This window comes from Myroides phaeus (assembly GCF_009799805.1).
GTDB classification, from domain to species: Bacteria; Bacteroidota; Bacteroidia; order Flavobacteriales; family Flavobacteriaceae; genus Flavobacterium; species Flavobacterium phaeum_A.
This window is the reverse complement of record NZ_CP047050.1, coordinates 970053-987662: the sequence shown is the minus strand read 5'-3', so window position 1 is coordinate 987662 and position 17610 is coordinate 970053. Positions and strand designations below refer to the sequence as shown.

The 17610-nt window shown below is 29.3% G+C and carries 17 protein-coding genes; 2 read left to right on the top strand and 15 right to left on the bottom strand.

Annotated elements, in window-relative coordinates; all coding sequences use genetic code 11:
- Positions 1-53 precede the first annotated feature (53 nt).
- Positions 54-284 carry a DUF6341 family protein gene (locus GQS07_RS04485; protein ID WP_158209797.1) on the top strand — a complete coding sequence of 77 codons (231 nt, stop codon included), beginning with the start codon at positions 54-56 and terminating at the stop codon, positions 282-284.
- A gap of 7 nt (positions 285-291) precedes the next feature.
- On the opposite strand, the gene purD is transcribed toward GQS07_RS04485, so the two are convergent.
- From purD to GQS07_RS04410, 15 genes are all read right to left on the bottom strand, one after another.
- A complete protein-coding gene (gene purD, locus GQS07_RS04480) occupies positions 292-1563 on the bottom strand; it encodes a phosphoribosylamine--glycine ligase (protein ID WP_158209796.1) in 1272 nt (423 codons plus the stop codon).
- 107 nt (positions 1564-1670) lie between these two features.
- Positions 1671-3026 carry an exopolysaccharide biosynthesis polyprenyl glycosylphosphotransferase gene (locus GQS07_RS04475; RefSeq protein ID WP_158209795.1) on the bottom strand — a complete coding sequence of 452 codons (1356 nt, stop codon included), beginning with the start codon at positions 3024-3026 and terminating at the stop codon, positions 1671-1673.
- Positions 3026-4009 carry a UDP-glucuronic acid decarboxylase family protein gene (locus GQS07_RS04470; protein WP_158209794.1) on the bottom strand — a complete coding sequence of 328 codons (984 nt, stop codon included), beginning with the start codon at positions 4007-4009 and terminating at the stop codon, positions 3026-3028. Before GQS07_RS04470 ends, GQS07_RS04475 begins: the two co-directional genes overlap by 1 nt.
- A complete protein-coding gene (locus GQS07_RS04465; RefSeq protein WP_158209793.1) occupies positions 4009-4749 on the bottom strand; it encodes a WecB/TagA/CpsF family glycosyltransferase in 741 nt (246 codons plus the stop codon). The genes GQS07_RS04470 and GQS07_RS04465 overlap by 1 nt, the downstream gene beginning before the upstream one ends.
- A 17-nt stretch (positions 4750-4766) precedes the next feature.
- Positions 4767-6044: an O-antigen ligase family protein gene (locus GQS07_RS04460; RefSeq protein ID WP_158209792.1), complete on the bottom strand. Its 1278-nt coding sequence runs from the start codon at positions 6042-6044 to the stop codon at positions 4767-4769.
- Positions 6041-7267 (bottom strand): O-antigen ligase family protein, encoded by a 1227-nt coding sequence (locus GQS07_RS04455; RefSeq protein WP_158209791.1) that lies wholly within the window; start codon positions 7265-7267, stop codon positions 6041-6043. Before GQS07_RS04455 ends, GQS07_RS04460 begins: the two co-directional genes overlap by 4 nt.
- Positions 7257-8393, bottom strand: coding sequence for a glycosyltransferase family 4 protein (locus tag GQS07_RS04450; protein ID WP_158209790.1), 1137 nt, complete (start codon positions 8391-8393; stop codon positions 7257-7259). The genes GQS07_RS04455 and GQS07_RS04450 overlap by 11 nt, the downstream gene beginning before the upstream one ends.
- Before the next feature lie 133 nt (positions 8394-8526).
- Positions 8527-9483 carry a glycosyltransferase family 2 protein gene (locus GQS07_RS04445; RefSeq protein WP_158209789.1) on the bottom strand — a complete coding sequence of 319 codons (957 nt, stop codon included), beginning with the start codon at positions 9481-9483 and terminating at the stop codon, positions 8527-8529.
- A complete protein-coding gene (locus GQS07_RS04440; RefSeq protein ID WP_233269310.1) occupies positions 9480-10751 on the bottom strand; it encodes an oligosaccharide flippase family protein in 1272 nt (423 codons plus the stop codon). Before GQS07_RS04440 ends, GQS07_RS04445 begins: the two co-directional genes overlap by 4 nt.
- An 8-nt stretch (positions 10752-10759) precedes the next feature.
- A complete protein-coding gene (rfbD, locus tag GQS07_RS04435; RefSeq protein ID WP_158209787.1) occupies positions 10760-11527 on the bottom strand; it encodes a dTDP-4-dehydrorhamnose reductase in 768 nt (255 codons plus the stop codon).
- Positions 11515-12072 (bottom strand): dTDP-4-dehydrorhamnose 3,5-epimerase, encoded by a 558-nt coding sequence (gene rfbC, locus GQS07_RS04430; RefSeq protein ID WP_158209786.1) that lies wholly within the window; start codon positions 12070-12072, stop codon positions 11515-11517. The genes rfbD and rfbC overlap by 13 nt, the downstream gene beginning before the upstream one ends.
- A gap of 15 nt (positions 12073-12087) precedes the next feature.
- Positions 12088-13062, bottom strand: a complete 975-nt coding sequence (locus GQS07_RS04425; RefSeq protein ID WP_158209785.1) for a hypothetical protein — start codon at positions 13060-13062, stop codon at positions 12088-12090.
- Positions 13063-13070: 8 nt separating this feature from the next.
- Positions 13071-14747, bottom strand: a complete 1677-nt coding sequence (locus tag GQS07_RS04420; protein ID WP_158209784.1) for a DUF6909 family protein — start codon at positions 14745-14747, stop codon at positions 13071-13073.
- A gap of 35 nt (positions 14748-14782) precedes the next feature.
- Positions 14783-16270 carry a GH3 auxin-responsive promoter family protein gene (locus GQS07_RS04415; RefSeq protein WP_158209783.1) on the bottom strand — a complete coding sequence of 496 codons (1488 nt, stop codon included), beginning with the start codon at positions 16268-16270 and terminating at the stop codon, positions 14783-14785.
- A 6-nt stretch (positions 16271-16276) separates the two neighbouring features.
- The gene (locus GQS07_RS04410) at positions 16277-17158 is read right to left on the bottom strand and encodes a murein hydrolase activator EnvC family protein (RefSeq protein WP_158209782.1); all 882 of its coding nucleotides are present in this window, start codon (positions 17156-17158) and stop codon (positions 16277-16279) included.
- A 191-nt stretch (positions 17159-17349) separates the two neighbouring features.
- On the opposite strand from GQS07_RS04410, the gene GQS07_RS04405 reads away from it, so the two are divergent.
- Complete coding sequence (locus GQS07_RS04405; RefSeq protein ID WP_090404658.1) at positions 17350-17565, top strand: twin-arginine translocase TatA/TatE family subunit; 216 nt, start codon at positions 17350-17352, stop codon at positions 17563-17565.
- Positions 17566-17610 lie beyond the last annotated feature (45 nt).

Below are 17610 nucleotides of genomic sequence, written 5' to 3'. Positions count from 1 at the left end.
TTCTTTAAAAACGGATTGATAAAATAATTTTATTTAATTTAAAATAAAGTACGATGACTTCATTTTTTAACGGACTTGGGTTCCTATTTGAAAAAGTTCTTTTTATACCAATGGACTTTTTTGCAAAATTAGAATTAGAAAATTGGTGGGCTGCTAATATCCTTACTTGGGTATTCATTCTTATCACTTGCTATTTCTTTGTGTTTTGGTTAAAACAACTTCAGATTTTCAAATCAACTAATGAAGACGACCAAGATACTACAGCCCACTCATTTTTAAAATAGTAGGTTTTTAAAGATCAAATCCAATATCTTTACGATAATTAATCTTATCAAAATTTAGCTTGTCTATATTTTGGTAAGATTTTTTTAATGCCTCTTCGTAGCTATTTCCATAAGATGTTACAGCTAAAACTCTTCCTCCATTTGTAACTACTTCATTATTTTTCATAGTTGTCCCTGCGTGAAAAACGATAGAACCTTCTACTTTATCAAAACCAGTAATTACTTTTCCTTTCTCATAATCTTCAGGATAACCTCCAGAAACTAACATTACAGTTGTAGCTGTACGATTATCTATTTCTAATTCCACTTGATCAAGTTCTTGATTTGCCAATGAAGCAAATAATTCTACCACATCAGACTTTATCCTTGGCATAACAACTTCTGTTTCGGGATCTCCCATACGTACATTGTACTCAATTACAAAAGGTTCTTCTCCTACTTTTATTAAACCAATAAATACAAATCCTTTAAAATCGAGATCATCTTCTTGCAGTCCCCTAACAGTAGGTATAACAATACGTTGTTCAACCTTTTGCATAAACTCATCTGTTGCAAATGGAACTGGTGAAACAGCTCCCATACCACCTGTATTTAAGCCTGTATCTCCTTCTCCTATTCTTTTATAATCTTTTGCTGTTGGAAGCATTTTATAAGACTTACCATCTGTTAATACAAAACAACTAAGTTCAATACCAGATAAAAACTCTTCGATTACAACCTTAGAGCTTGCATCTCCAAACTTAGCATCAACAAGCATATTCTCTAATTCTAATTTTGCATCGTCTAAATTTTCTAAGATAACAACTCCTTTTCCTGCAGCTAAACCATCTGCTTTTAATACATAAGGTGCTTTTAATGTTTCTAAAAACTTTTTCCCCTCTTCTACAGTATCTTTTGTAAAACTTTGATATGCTGCTGTTGGTATATTGTGTTTGATCAAGAATTCTTTTGCAAAATCTTTACTACCCTCTAATTGCGCTCCCTTTTGTGAAGGTCCAACAACAGGAATATTTTTGATTTCCTGATCATTTTTGAAAAAATCAACAATGCCTTTTACCAAAGGGTCTTCTGGTCCAACAATAACAATATCAATCTGCTTTTCTAAAACTGTCTTTTTAACAGCTTCAAAATCATTTGGATTAACATCAATATTTGTAGCAATATCTCTTGTCCCCGCATTTCCTGGAGCTACAAATAGTGCTTCACATTTTTTGCTCTGTAACATTTTCCACGCTAAAGCATGTTCACGTCCTCCAGAACCAAGTAATAAAATTTTCATTTGTGTGTGTTGTTTGTAATTATGTCTCAAAAATAAATATAAATTAAGGAATAACGAAGAGTATACAATAATAAAAAAGCCACTAACAGACATATTAGTGGCTTTCTTTAATAAGCTTTCTTTTCTCCCTTAAAAACATTATATACAGTTAAGTAGATTATTTTTAAATCTAAAAAAATAGACCAATTTTCTAAATAAAATAAGTCATACTTAAATCTATTTACAATATCTCTATTTGTCTCTATTTCTCCTCTATAACCATGTGTTTGAGCCATTCCTGTAATTCCTGGTTTTACTAAATGTCGAAGCATAAAACGATTGACCCGTTTTGAATACATTTTCGTATGAACAATCATATGAGGCCTTGGACCAACCATTGACATATCTCCTACAAAAACATTTAGAAACTGTGGAAACTCATCTAAACTTGTCTTTCTTAAAAAAGCTCCTATTTTCGTAATACGACAATCTCCTTTTGTTGCTTGTCTTTTATCTGAATCTTCATTTACTTGCATTGATCTAAACTTCAAACAAGCAAATTCTTCATCATTTAAACCTGTTCTCATTTGTTTAAAGAAAACTGGTCCCTTTGATTCACTTTTAATTAAAATTGCTATCAGTGGCACAAGCCACGAAAGAATAAAAACAATTACTAAAGTTGAAAAAACTAAATCAAAAACTCTCTTGAAGAATTTATTATAGGACTTATCAAGTGGTATAATTCTCCTTGGAACGACCGCAACAACATCATAATATTCCAAAGAAAAATTATGGCTTAAAAGTTGTTTTTGAGAAGGTACATATTTAACGGTTATAAAATTATTATCTGCCAATTCTAATAATTCGTGATAATCATCTTTTTGAACAATTGAAAATTGTATATAGATTTCATCAATTTCATTTGATGAAACAAAACTCTTTATCTCCTCTAAATTTTCTTCTTCTACATTATCAAAAACCTTACTAATACGATACCCTAAATCCTCTCTTTTTACTAATACTTTCTTTAAAGAATCTATTTCTTTTCCTCTACCTACCAGTAGAATATTTCTAAAATTACCCCCTAATACCCTTCGTATATACTTTAAAATAAATAAAACTAAAAATTTAAAAGAACTGACAACTACTAATGAAGAAAAACCAAATGCTATTAACTCTTGTGGTTCTGCAAATCGCCCTACAAAGCCATTTAAGGCACTAACTAAGATAAACTGTAGTACAAATTGCTTAAATATTTTTTCTAAAACACGAACTACTCTTGTATGTCTATAGACATCATAAAAACCAGACCCCCAAGATACAGCTATCCAAGAGATAGAAAGTAATATATTATAATACCCTATCCCTTTATTGTCTAAAAATGAAAACCAATAATTAGCTAAAAAATTTATTATTAATAAATCAACTAATATCATAGCTGGACGAATAAGATATGAATAACGTCCTGTTTTTTTATTTTGCATTAATATATAAATTTAGAAAAATCTTTATGTTCTTCTTTTAATAAATCAGAATCAGAAAAATTCTTAAAATAATTATATGTTGCTAACATTCCCTGAGATCTTGAAACTTTTGGTTTCCAATCCAATAAATTTATAGCTTTTTCAATATTAGGACAACGTTGCATTGGATCATTTATTGGCAAATCTTTAAAAATAATTTTCTGTGTACTATTCGTAAGGTGAATTATTTCTTTTGCAAAGTCAAGTATTGATATTTCATCGGGATTTCCAATATTAACTGGTAAGTTATAATCAGAAAAAAGCAATCTATAAATCCCCTCTACTTGATCATCTACATAACAAAAAGACCTGGTTTGTTTACCATCACCGAAAACCGTTAAATCTTCTCCTCTTAACGCTTGTCCTATAAATGCAGGAATTACCCTTCCATCATTTAACCTCATTCGAGGTCCATAAGTATTAAAGATACGAACAATTCTTGTTTCTACCCCATGAAAAGTGTGATACGCCATCGTAATAGACTCTTGGAACCTTTTAGCTTCATCATAAACTCCTCTTGGTCCAATCGTATTAACATTACCATAATATTCTTCTGTTTGGGGATGAACTAAAGGATCCCCATATACCTCAGATGTAGATGCAATCAAAATTCTTGCACCTTTAACTCTTGCTAATCCTAATAAATTATGTGTTCCTAAAGACCCTACCTTTAAAGTTTGAATAGGTATCTTTAAATAATCAATCGGACTTGCCGGTGATGCAAAGTGCAATATATAATCTAACTCTCCAGGAACATGAACAAACTTAGTTACATCATGATTATAGAACTCAAAATGTTCCAATTGAAAAAGATGTTCTATATTTTTTAGATCCCCTGTAATTAGATTATCCATTCCAATTACATGAAAACCTTCTTCGATAAAACGATCACATAAATGTGATCCTAAAAATCCTGCTGCTCCTGTAATAAGTATACGTTTCATTATTTTTTAAACTTTTCTTTAATTACAAGTCCTATAAATTTTCCATTATCTATAAAACTTCTTTTCCACATTCTTCGGGGTTCTTGCAAAAAGCGATAAAACCACTCCATTCCAATTTTTTGCATCCACAAAGGAGCTCTCTTAACTTTACCTGATACAACATCAAAACTTCCCCCAACTCCCATAATAAATCCTAATTCACTCAATTCCTTCTTGTATGTAGAGAGAAAAATTTCTTTAAAAGGAGAGCTTATTGCAACAAACAAATATGTAGCCCCACTATCTCTAATCTGCTCTATAATTTCTTTTTCATTTCCTTTTTTAAAATAACCATTTCTATACCCTCCAATGATATCCTTGCCATATTGCATTTGAAATTTTTCTGCTACTATTTTTACAACTTCTTCTCTTGCTCCTAACAAAAACACTTTCTCTTTTCTTAAATGTGCATTCTCAACTAACTTAACAAATAAATCAATTCCAGAAACCCGTTCTTTCAGTTCTTTTCCAACAAACTTAGCCGCCCATACAACAGCCATTCCATCTGCATTAACAATATCCGCACTTTTTATACTTTCATAAAGAGCAGAGTCTTTTTGCATATTAACAAGTTTTGCCGCATTTACAACAATATGTAATAAAGGTGTTTTATTATCAATTGAATTATTAATTACCTCAAGCGTTTCACTCATTGAAAGATTATCAATTTCTATATTAAATATTTTTTGTTTATTTTTCATCAATTTTTTATATATAATCAAACTTTATACTCTTTTATTTTGAGTTTATTTTCAAAATAAAATAAATTCAAAAAGAGCGCTACAAATATTATATAGGTATTTAAATATAATATTGAATCAAAAATACAAGCAATCAGAACAATACCATTTAGTAAAAAAGATATTGTATTTTTAGCTCTAAAAGAATATTTAAATTGAACAAAAATAAAGTGCAGAAATAATAGTAACCCCAAAATACCATACTCTAAAAAGAATACTAAATATTGATTATGTGACCCATATTTAGACTTAAATGCATAAACTAAATCATTCTCTGCATAAGCTTGTAATACAATAGTATCTTCACTCCCTGAGCCAAACCCTAAAATAGGTCTTTCTAACCCTTTATTAAAAAGAGCTTTCCATCTTGAGATTCGGCTATCATTTGAATAAATTCCATCATATGACGTCCCTTTATTTTCAGTTAATTCCCAAACTAAATGAGAGGAAAATCTTTCATAGATATAAGTCTTTCTAATAGTAAAAAATAAGCCAACACTTAATATCATCAATCCAACAATCGCGAATAAAATACGTAACCTACCTTTTCTATTATTTAAATTATTTTTGATTAATCTACAGAAACAAAATAAAAGATACAAAGCAAAAACCAAAAATGGTGTTCTTGAATTCAAAAACACTAAACAAAGAAATAAAATAAGAAAGAAAATATATTTAAACTTATGTAAAATAAAATCAAGAAACTCATTAATTATAATAATGCTGAATACTAAATATAATCCTAATAGTGTAGGGTGAAATTTTAAAAGGTGAGCAAACTCGTGGTATGTGAAAAAATATCCCAATAAATCTGTTTCTATAACAAACCTTCCTTTGTATAGATAGTATTTTATAAAATTATTTCCCAATAAGATTAAACTACTTACAACACTGCCAAAAACAAAAAAACGAAAAGCTACTTTTTTTATTTTAGTCAATAAATCTATATTGACAAAGCTCAACAATAAAGGAAGTATTAAGTAAGAAGAATAGTTTTCAAAATATTTAATCCCTCTACTAAAATCTATTGTATAAAATAATCCAATAGCTAACAATAATACTATAACTGCTGTTGTATTTAAGAAAAGGCCTCTTATTTTATGTACTGATACTTCTTTATATAATTTTAATTTAATTATATACCATACCATCGAAATAATAAAAAGTATTATTCCTATGTTAGCTAATTTTGTACTAATTGGCATTAAAAAACAAAAAAAAGCCGTTGCGATTAAAACTATTTTCTTCTCTATCATTTTACTTCTACATACATAAGTGAGAAAACAAAACCTATAAAAATTCCTGCAATCCCTGAATTCAATATATGTCCTGATAAACAGGACAAAATTAGCAATAGAAAAATCATAATCATAGATAATTTTGAAAAAGGGTGGCTCACTTCATTTCTAATCTTAGCAAGGTTAACCAACATATAACCAACATATAGACTCAATAAAACTATTCCTGATATCCCATATATAAAAAAAACATCCAGAAAATCTATTTCAACGTATCTTCCTGCTAAAGTTTCATATCTTGAAGCTCCTACTCCAAATAAACAGTCTATTAAATCATAATTTTCATTGTAAATGACTAACATTTCTTTGAAATAAGTATTACGACTTGATAAAATAAATGTGTACACATCTAATTTCTTCCAATAATAAGAATACCGTTCAATTATAGAAGATTTTTGAATGAAATAAATAGCTATTGATACTAATATCGTGAAAATAGATGTAAACAGAAACAAGACTTTCCTCTGTTTTTTTTCTTTAATGGAAAAAAAATCAGAAGTTAAAAAAATCATTAAAAAGACTAATATTACACCTGCGATTCCTGTTTTAGAACTAATCAATAACCCTAAACAAAAACTAACAATCGCATATATTAAAAATCCTCTTAAACTTCTTTTTATAATTAAACTGTAATATCCTAAAAAGCCTGAAAGTACCAAAAGCAAGGCAGATATTTCATTTCCTGCTATAAAATAGCCACGTGATCCTATATTTTCAACCCTATACATTGGATATCCAAATCCTACTAATTTTGAAATAAGATTAAAAGCTAAAATAAAAAAAGATGTTTTTATCCAAAAAACAAAATAAGGTAGAACTTTATTATTAGTGGTTGTAAACACTATTCTGAAATAAAAAAAAGATATAGGAAGAATTAAAAATTTAATAGTTTTAATCATATCATAAACTATCCTATCTATTGAAATAAGTCCTTGGATAATTTTGATAATTGAGGGAACCATTAATACACAAAAAGCCCAAAAGATTACTCTAAAATATTGGGGATACGAAATGATTCTCAAGCTACATAAACAAATTATAATAATTTTATAGAATTGGCCAATAGAGAAAAAAGTAGAAATATTATTTTCAAACATAAATCCATTTAACATATCTGTTAGCAAAATAGGTACTAACAGTATAAAAACCAACTGATCTATATTTTTTACTTTAATTGTCATTCCCTATTCCTCCCACTAATTTTAATAGGTTTAACTCTCTACTTCCAACCTTTTCAACTGCTATAGATTCCATACTAAGACGAGCATTACTAATTATTTCATTAAAATATAACTCATCTTCACAGACTTCACAGATTCTTTTTGCGAGTCTTTCTAAATCATTATCTAATAATCCTGTATGATTATCAGATATAAACTCAGGAATACAAGTCTTATTAGTACTAATAACAAGTAGTTTAGCAGCCAAAGCCTCACACATACTTACCCCCTGCGTATCTAATTTTGATAACGCATTATAAATACCATAATTCCTAAATACACTATTCATTTTTTCACGAGGAATAAATTCATTAATAATTCGAACACGAGAACTTAATCTTAGATCAATAATTAATTTATTTAATTTATCTTTTAGATAACCTTGCCCATAAATGTCTAAAGTAAAAATATCTGGTAAATAAGTCATTAATCTAATGCAATCATCCACAGGATAACTGTCATTTAGGGGCCTAATACACAGTATTTTAAACCTATTCATATAAGCTTCATTTGTATTAAACATACTGGTATCAATGCCATTTGGAACAACTTTAATCCTATCTGCCTTTAGTTTATATATTTTTTCTAATTGCTCTGATAACCAAACTGAAGGAGCCATTACAATATCTCTCTGGCTACTTTGCATACTTTTCAAAAATCTCCATACAAAATATCTCTTCCACGTATTTGTGTATAAATACTTAAAGACTCCTTTAAAAGTAAATTTGAAATCAAAAAAATATTTTGGATAAATAAGCCCATCTGAGCCATGAAAATACAAAGCTGTTGGATATTTTTTCTTCCTTATTTCATTATAAATACTAAACCCTCCTGATTTTGTAGGATATTGATTTAATAAATGTAAATAGAGTACATCAAATTTATCTAAATAAGGAATAATATTTTTTGAAACATCTTCAACAACATTAACTCCTTGATATTCATAATTAAATGTTTTATTTGAAGGAACAAATACAGTTACATTAATTCCTTTAGAAACAAAATACAATGCTCTAACGTGCACAAACATATGATTATAAGGCTGATTTTCTTTGGGATATCTTGAAGTAATAATAGCTAAATTCATTCTAACTCTTAATAATTGAATTATTTTTTTTCATTTCTGATTTTTGTATTTCAGCTATTATTATATAACAACTAAAGAAAAAATATCATTTGTATCTATCGTACATAAAACAAAATGGCAACTAAAATTCCCATTACTTCTTTAAAATTTCCAAGACTCGATTTGCATAAAAAGGAGAAATAAACAAGAAAATTCTTAATATTAAATTTAATGATTTTGAATTAAATATTGAACGTCTATACTCTCTATGTAGCCTTCTAAATTTACATACTTCTTTATTGATATTTTTATTATTTACTCCATATCCTTTTATTATTCTAGCAGCTCCAATAAAACTATAGAAAAAAGTTTTTTCTACTTGAAAGATTCTTTTATTATCTATATAAAAAACTTCCAAATCATTAACAAGTCCTAATACGTCTATTACATTTTGAACCTTAGGAGGAGAGGTCATTGTTGAATTTTCTCGAATTATATAATTATAAAAAAATGATGTATCATTTGCAACTTTTCCAGCTTTTAAATAAGATTCTATTACAAAAGAAACATCCTCATATTTTCTACTTTTAAAAAAAAGTTCGTTTTGAATAAGAAACTCTCTTCTGTATATCTTATTCCAAACAACAACTTCTAAAACATCAACTGAATTTAAATACTCCTTACCGTTTAAATATACATTATTGTCTTGTATTCCCTTTTTTTTCTTATTTTTCTCATGTACATAATATGGACAATTTATAACATCTAAGGTTTCAGAATCCATTCTTTTCACAATTTTAGAAAGCACTTGTACATTTTCATCAGTTAAATAATCATCAACATCAATAAATAATATGTACTTACCACAAGCTACTTTTATTCCATCATTTCGACAGGGCCCTTGTCCTCTATTTTTATCATTTAATAAAAGAGTAACTCTATTTTCTTCATAAGAATTGTTAAGTAACGATACTGTACCATCCGTTGAAAAATCATCAATTATAATAATTTCTATTGAAATATTTTCTTGTAAAAAAATTGACTCAATGCATTTATTTAAATAATTTTCTCCATTAAAAACTGGAATTATTATAGATAAATCAATACTCATACTAAAAGTTTTACGTGTTTTTTATAATTATAATAAGAAACTAAAAATAACCCTACCTCAAGAAATACTCTAAGTAAAATTGTACCATATAATCCGAACTTCGGAACAATAATATAACTACAACCAATTGTTATTAAAGCAAATAAAAAATGAATATATAGAAAAATTTTATCTTTTTTCATATTTAATAATCCTTGATATGAGTATAGATTATTCAAACAAGCAAACAAAGGAAGAATTGCAAAAATCCTAAATGGAGTTACAGCAGATAAATAGTCTTCTCCGAAAAGAATCCTTATTATTAGTTTAGCAAAGATTATTGATATTAAAATAACAATAACATTTAATATCAATATAAACTTACTTGCTTGTTTAATTTTAAGTTTAAAGGCATTAGTGTCTTGATTAATTATTTTTGCCATATACGGAAAAAAAGCTTGACTGAAAGGCACTAATAATAGTGTTTGAATAGTAATTACTAATTTAAATGCTGTTGAATAAATTCCTAAATCTTCATCACTCACATAATCTTTCATTATCATAAAAGAAAATGAAGCAAAAACTGCAACTAATAACGTAGATACAAAAACTGCAAATCCTTCTTTATAGCGAGTAAAAACTTCTTGAAAAGTAACAGTTACAAATTTGATATTATACTTTGTAAATACTAAAGTAAAGGCTAAAAAACTTGCTATTATTTGAGATATAGACTGAAATAAATTATACAACCAATAGTCACTTTTTTCTTTCAAGAAAAGTACTATACTTGCTAATACAATAATTTTTATTATAAAGTTTAAAATTGATATAAATGCTATTTTTTCTATTCCTTGATAAAACCAAATAGGAAAAAAAACAAATCCTAAATTAATCAAATATGTAGAAAACAGAACTCCTTTCATTTGGCTTAAATACGGATCACTAAACACTAAATAATAAAAAATAATCGAAGACATTAATAATAGTAAAACTTTACAAATGATCACTTGACTAAATATTTTATTCAACTCTTTATTATCATTCTTTACTACAGCTATATCTCTCGTTGCTGTGTAATTAAATCCAAAGTCAACCAAAATTGTGAAGTAAAACACAAAAGTTCTTGCATACTCTAACTTACCGTAATTATCAACACCTACAATTCGACTTACATATGGAATTAACAATAATGGAATAGCATAATTTGCTATTTGAATCAATGTTAGCGATGTTAAATTTTTACCTAAATCACTTCCAAATATTTTTTTATATAAATTCAAAAAAATCATCTAATTTTCTATTTCAATACACTATACTTCGGCCTTTTTGCTTTTGAAGCAAATTCATCAGATCCAATAGCCTTCACTTCAACTTTCATTCCTGCCTCTTCAAATATAGAAACAGCAAAATCATACCATGAACACACTTTTTTTCCACTGTAATGATAAACTCCAAACTTCTCTTTATCGTGTATTAAATGCATTAAAAATCGGCTTAATTCAACTGCATCTGTAGGACAACCTACCTGATCGTTTACTACACTTAATTCATTTCTCGTTTCTCCTAAACGCAACATTGTCTTCTTAAAGTTATTTCCAAAATCAGAATAAACCCAAGAAGTACGTACAATATAATATTGTTGCAACATAGCCTTTATGTAGTCTTCTCCTTTCAATTTAGAAGCACCATATACATTTATAGGATTTGGCTTATCTTCTATTGTATAAGGAGATCTTTTATTGCCATCAAACACAAAATCTGTTGAAATTTGAATTAATACAACCTTGTTCTCTTTGCATACTTGAGCTAAACATTTTACTCCTTCTGCATTAACCAAATAAGCTTTTTCTTTTTCTTCTTCTGCCTTATCAACAGCAGTATAGGCTGCTAAATTAATACAATAATCAGGCTTCATTTTACTGAAAACCTCCTGACATTGAGATAAACTTGTGATATCAAGCATAGAAGAGTCATAAAAAAGAAAATCAATCTCAAAATATTCATTTGAAATTGATTTTAAAGCTTGTCCAACTTGACCGTTTGATCCTGTTATTAATACTCGCATATCGGTAGTGACTCTTTTAATGTAGGTAATTCAATGTCTTTTTCAGACAAAATAAGTTGCTCTGATTGTACTTCCCAATCAATAGCTAAATCCGTATCATTATAAATAATTCCTCCTTCAGCTTCTTTCTTATAATAATTATCACATTTATATGTAAAAATGGCTGTCTCACTTAAAACAACAAATCCATGTGCAAAACCACGAGGAACAAACAATTGTTGGTGATTCTCACTTGTCAGTTTTGTTTTAAATGATTGTCTAAATGTTGGCGAATTGGGTCTTAGATCAACAACAACATCCAAAATAGTTCCTTGAATAACGTGAACTAACTTTGCTTGTTGATACTCTCCTCTTTGATAATGTAATCCTCTCAACACATTCTTTGAAGAAAAAGACTGATTATCTTGAACAAACTGAACAGATAAACCAGTTGCTTGATTAAATTTCTCTTGATTAAAAGACTCAAAAAAATAACCACGCTCATCTTTAAAAACTGCTGGTTCAATCAAAAAACAACCTTTTAATTCTGTTTCAACAACTTTCATCTCTATCTATTAAAATCAATTAACTTGTTTACTATAACGGCGATAAAATCCTATAAGTCCGTTTACTATTATAAAAGCAAAAACAAATAAAATACCACTTCTTACAATACTTTTTTTCATAGAAGGTTCCTTCGCTAAAGAATCTTCTAAAGAAATATCTATAGTATTGTTATCTATTGCTTGCTCTGAACTATAAACTTTAAAAAGAGCTTGTTGACCTTCTAAAATACTTAATTCAACTTTACCTAACTCTTTAATCAACTTATCTTTTCCAAGAAGTATTTCAACAACAACGTTATTTTCTTCAATTTTCACTCCTTTTGAAAAAACATTATTGCTTTGTGCTATAGACTTTTCAAGCTCTATTTGTCTTAATTTAAGGTTTTTTAAAGCAAGTTGTTTGCGATTCTTTATAAAATCTATTTCCTCTATCTCTTGTTGTAATTCTTTTAAAAACATTTCAAAATCAAACCCTTCTAACGCAACAACTGTCAACGTATGATAATGAAAATTTTTATCTACCATTTCTTGAGCAAATAGCTCTTCAGTAGTACCATATTTCGAGCTTAAAAGCGACAATAATGATGTATTACCTTTCAAGTCAGAAAGGTTTTCAATACCCTTCAATTGAATATTAATCAATCCTTTCTTAACAAGTAAAGTATCAGCACTATAGTTGCTTAATATTTTTTTAATGTAGTCATAAGAACCATAATTTAAGACAACAACTGTTTCTGACTGTATTAACTTCTCATTCCCATTTAGATTACTTACTAATGCTAAACTTTCTTCATTTTTAGTCTTAGATTTATATAGATATCCAATACCACCACCTACTATAAAAGCAAGGAGTAGAAATAGTATATTCTTCTTTAAGTACTGAACTAAATGATACAATAGTTTACCTATTGAATCCCCTATAGAGTTAAAAAAATTAGACAGATCATTCAAATCAATCTCGTCAAAATTATCGTTCTTATGATTACTCATTTTTAAAATTATGAATTAAAAATCTGTTCTAAAATCTTGATCGTAATTAAATACGTTGGTTTTACACCTGTTGTACCTAATCCTCCTGAAGCTAATGTACTTCCTGTTTCTAATGGATTATCAGAAGCATAATAAGCATAACGAACTTTTACATTTGGATTAATACTTTTTCTAATTTTAGAAGCAGATTGAATCGCTTTTTGGTAGTGTGCTCCTTCCATTTCAAGACCAATTACTCCCCAAGTAGAATCGTGGAAAAACTTCAATAAGTCTTTATTTTGAAGTGAAGTACCTAAAACAGTTACCATTGTACCACCAAATACAGGGATATCGTCGTTTTTAAACATATCTACTGTCAATTCATTATCAAAAGGATAGTTATCTCCAGTTCCTTCATTAATATGAGCAAATGGAATCATAATATCTCCTTTTCCTCCCACTAAAATACCTGCTTTTCCCATAATAGAAACAGACTCTACATTGATCAATGTAGTCTTTTGGTAAGGTTTTAAAAGCTCATCAATTGTTTCGTAAGCTTGTTCTCCAAAAGCATAATCCATTACAATAATTACAGGATATTCTCCTTCAATTTTTGCCGTTGAGAAGTTCGTGTTTTTCAAGTTTATTTTAGCCGTGTCAAAAATCTGAACATCGATATTAGTTCCCGACTCATCTCTTAAGAAAGTCATTCCTTCACGCTCAGCTCTTTCACCTACTAAGTTTCTTAATTCTTTGTTTTCAGGTTTACTCAACTCTTCGTAGATCTCTAATTCAGACCCTACTTCTACTTGTCCTTTCATTACTGAAGGAGCAAAAATTGAGTTCATTACACTGTGCATATTAGCACTAATAATGTGAATTGGTCTTCCTAATAATCCTTTTTTCTCTAAAACATTCTTGATACGATCAGACCACATTTCACCATAAATATGGTGCCCTAATCTTTCTCTCAACAATGGGCTAAAAGTAATTGTACGTTTATCGTTATCAATATCCTCTTCAATAGCTAATTTTCCTAACCAGTAAATAACATCTAAGAATCTATCTGGGTTTTCAGGAATTGCAAATTTTTCATAGATATCAAGTACCTCTGAAAAAGAACGTCCTAAAACATTAGACAAGTGAGACATAATGATCTCTTTCTCTTCTAACTCTAATGTTTCTGTTTTCTTAGCAGCAATTTCAATCTTTTTCCAATCGCGTGTAACTTTTCCTTCTTCACCGATTAAAACGCGGTTTTTAATTTTATGTGACTCAATAAAAATAAAAGTCAAGTGCGTTAAAACATCATAAATATCAGATCTACCTCTTGTGATCTCAATATTCATTTGTTCAGCGTCAATTCTATAACAATTTCTTCTTCTCTTTGGAGGAACCAAAGCAGTGAAGTGAGAGAATGAATATCCCTCATCAGACGTTAAATTAATATATCTACATTCTTCTATTCCAATTGGCAAACGCTCAATAACATATAAAAGTCCATTTAACTCAACTTTTTCCTCTGCAATTGTTCCATAAATCTCAGGGCGTAGCTCTAATAAAGCTTCTCTTAACGTATCTCCCGAAACTCCCATTGGTTTATAAAATCCTCTATTAAACAAGTGACGCATTGTAATATACATACGCTCTACCGCCGCTGACGATACTTGTGCTCTCGTTCTCGAAATATTCTTAATCTCTTTCATAAACTTTCTCCTTTTTACGTCTATTAATTTACTCTCTATTCTAAATCTAATTTATCAGCAATATTTCTATCATTGCTTAATCTTGGCAACTTATTTTGCCCTCCAAGTTTTCCAATACTCTTCATATAATCTTGGAAACCTCCTGTTTTAACAGAGCTTATCACTAATGTTCGAAGTACTTTTCCTACAATCAAATCATCGTAATAAACATTTTGTTTTCTCAATGCTTGGTCAATCTTCAAGGCAAAAGCCTCCATATCTTTTGGTTTATTACCAAATTCAATAAGCCACTCGTGGTAAGGCAAGCCTTCAGATGGTGTTGTTTGAGGTGCAACTGTAAATTCATTTACTTCAACATCTGTTCCTTCCATTGCTTCTTGAATTGCTGTTTCAACTTCCTTGCCAATTACGTGCTCTCCAAAAGCAGAAGTGTAGTGTTTGATTCTACCTGATACAACTATTCTGTAAGGGTTTAAGTTAACAAATCGCACCGTATCACCAATATTATACCCCCATAGACCCGCATTTGTTGAAAGTATTAAAACGTAATTTACGCCTAACTCCACCTCTCCAATTGTGTATCTCTTCGGATTGTCAGTATAAAACTCATCTGCTTTTATAAACTCGTAAAAAATCCCTGCATTTAGTAATAATAACAATCCCTCTTCTTTCTGAGAATCTTGATATGCAAAGAAACCTTCAGAGGCCGGAAATAACTCAATAGAAGGCACCCTTCTACCGATTAACTGTTCAAACTTTGCTCTATAAGGCTCAAAATTTACTCCTCCGTAAATAAACAAATTGAAGTTTTTAAAGATTTCCCCAACTGGTTTATTCTTTTTCTCCTTCAACTTTTCAAAGTACATCTGAACCCAACTTGGAATTCCAGAAATAACAGACATATCTTCATCCATTGTTTCTTTGACAACAGCATCTACCTTAGTTTCCCAATCTTCAATACAGTTTGTTTCCCAACTTGGCAATCTATTTTTCTGTAAATAAGCTGGTACATAGTGAGCTACAATACCAGACAATCTACCTAATTTAATACCGTTTTTCTCGTCTAAAATAGGACTCCCTTGTAAGAAAATCATCTTTCCATCTACAAAATCTGCTTTACCTGTTTCGTGTATATAAGCTAAAATTGCATTTCTTGCCGCTTCAATATGATAAGGCATTGATTCTTTTGTAAGCGGAATATACTTTGCTCCAGAAGTAGTACCTGAAGTTTTAGCAAAGTAAATTGGTAATCCTTGCCAAAGCACATTACTTTCTCCTGCTACAACGCGGTCAATATAATTTCTCAATGCCTCGTAATCGCGAACAGGAACTTGCTTAGCAAAGTCTTTAAAATCTTTAATTTGATTAAAATTATGATCTTTCCCAAAAGCTGTATTTTTAGCTTGAGCGATTAAAGATTCAAACACTTTTTGTTGAGTTTCAATTGGGTTACTCGCCCATTTTTGTGTTTTTTTATGTATGATTGAAGCAAATAACTTTGCTGCAAATGACTTTAATGACATACTCTTTTATTCAAAATCTATAAAAATTGAACTGTCTAAAGGATAAGAATCCTTCCACAATTCAAAGTGAAAATATTTAACCGTTGTATTTTGGCTATTATCATCATAATTACCATCATATAGTCCAAGTACCTCACCAGAACTAACATACTCATATTCTGATTTAGTCAAAGTTGTTAGGTGTTTATACACCGATATCAACCCTTCCTCGTGTAAAACGATAATTGTATAACCATCTTTAATTGTCCAATCTACAAATAGTACAGAACCCTTAGCAATTGCCTTAACTGGTGTATTTTTTGGTGCTCTAAAATCAACTCCAAAATGATAAGCACCAGGATCGTATTTCTTAATTACCTCTCCGTTAATTGGACTAAAAAGTATCTGACTAACTTTGGGTTTAGCTTCAGTAAAAATGTTATACTTATCCTCTAAGCGAACCATTTCTCTTAACTCCAAATCCCTTGCTCCTGGTTCTTTATGCTCAATCTGATTGATAGGTATCTGAGCCATCCTTAGAGAGTCGATACTTTCTCTTGTAATATCTACCTCTCCTAAAAGTGCCTTTTTAATTGCCGCTAAGTATAATTGATTTCGCCTTGATTCATTTTCTAACGAATCAACTTTTAAAGCAAGCTCTACTGCTTGTTGCTTTAATCCAGAAGAAGAATAACCTGGAATATATTCTTTCAATGGTGTTAAAACCAGAAGTAAAACTGTAGAAAGAATAAATAGAAAAACTAATGTTGTACTCGCACCAAAAACGTTCAAAAGATTTAGCTTAAAAGAGCGAACATCTTCAAAAGTCTTGTCATTAACGATAACAATTCGGTATTTACTAAGAAGTCTCTTTTTCCACTTTTTTTGATTTAGCCCCTTTCCTGACATTGGTACACATTTTTCTACACAAATATAATAATTATAAATCTCAGCGTTGCCTCCTTTTACTTAATATACCGAAAATAAGCGATTTTTCGCAAAACTAAAAACGTTAAAAGTTAAATAAAACTTATCTTTAAGAAAGGGATTGTAAATTTCTTATTATATTTGTCGCTATATAATGTTTCAAACAGATTATTATGAACTCATTGCACATATTTTTAGGAGTAGTTGGACCATGGCAGATCGCAATCGTCGTAGCATTAGTCTTATTGTTATTCGGAGGTAAAAAGATCCCTGAATTAATGAGAGGTTTAGGTAGTGGAATTAAAGAATTCAAAGACGCTACTAAAGACGAAAATGCTCAACAAGTTTCTAAAAAAGAAAACACTCAAGAAGAGAAAAAATCAGAATAAGCAAATTCTGAAATCAAAATATTTATATGCGCTAAATAGATATAA

Coding starts and splice junctions, on each gene's coding strand:
- GQS07_RS04485 (WP_158209797.1), top strand. CDS start 54: ATGACTTCATTTTTTAACGGACTTGGGTTCCTATTTGAAAAAGTTCTT.
- purD (WP_158209796.1), bottom strand. CDS start 1,563: ATGAAAATTTTATTACTTGGTTCTGGAGGACGTGAACATGCTTTAGCG.
- GQS07_RS04475 (WP_158209795.1), bottom strand. CDS start 3,026: ATGCAAAATAAAAAAACAGGACGTTATTCATATCTTATTCGTCCAGCT.
- GQS07_RS04470 (WP_158209794.1), bottom strand. CDS start 4,009: ATGAAACGTATACTTATTACAGGAGCAGCAGGATTTTTAGGATCACAT.
- GQS07_RS04465 (WP_158209793.1), bottom strand. CDS start 4,749: ATGAAAAATAAACAAAAAATATTTAATATAGAAATTGATAATCTTTCA.
- GQS07_RS04460 (WP_158209792.1), bottom strand. CDS start 6,044: ATGATAGAGAAGAAAATAGTTTTAATCGCAACGGCTTTTTTTTGTTTT.
- GQS07_RS04455 (WP_158209791.1), bottom strand. CDS start 7,267: ATGACAATTAAAGTAAAAAATATAGATCAGTTGGTTTTTATACTGTTA.
- GQS07_RS04450 (WP_158209790.1), bottom strand. CDS start 8,393: ATGAATTTAGCTATTATTACTTCAAGATATCCCAAAGAAAATCAGCCT.
- GQS07_RS04445 (WP_158209789.1), bottom strand. CDS start 9,483: ATGAGTATTGATTTATCTATAATAATTCCAGTTTTTAATGGAGAAAAT.
- GQS07_RS04440 (WP_233269310.1), bottom strand. CDS start 10,751: ATGATTTTTTTGAATTTATATAAAAAAATATTTGGAAGTGATTTAGGT.
- rfbD (WP_158209787.1), bottom strand. CDS start 11,527: ATGCGAGTATTAATAACAGGATCAAACGGTCAAGTTGGACAAGCTTTA.
- rfbC (WP_158209786.1), bottom strand. CDS start 12,072: ATGAAAGTTGTTGAAACAGAATTAAAAGGTTGTTTTTTGATTGAACCA.
- GQS07_RS04425 (WP_158209785.1), bottom strand. CDS start 13,062: ATGAGTAATCATAAGAACGATAATTTTGACGAGATTGATTTGAATGAT.
- GQS07_RS04420 (WP_158209784.1), bottom strand. CDS start 14,747: ATGAAAGAGATTAAGAATATTTCGAGAACGAGAGCACAAGTATCGTCA.
- GQS07_RS04415 (WP_158209783.1), bottom strand. CDS start 16,270: ATGTCATTAAAGTCATTTGCAGCAAAGTTATTTGCTTCAATCATACAT.
- GQS07_RS04410 (WP_158209782.1), bottom strand. CDS start 17,158: ATGTCAGGAAAGGGGCTAAATCAAAAAAAGTGGAAAAAGAGACTTCTT.
- GQS07_RS04405 (WP_090404658.1), top strand. CDS start 17,350: ATGAACTCATTGCACATATTTTTAGGAGTAGTTGGACCATGGCAGATC.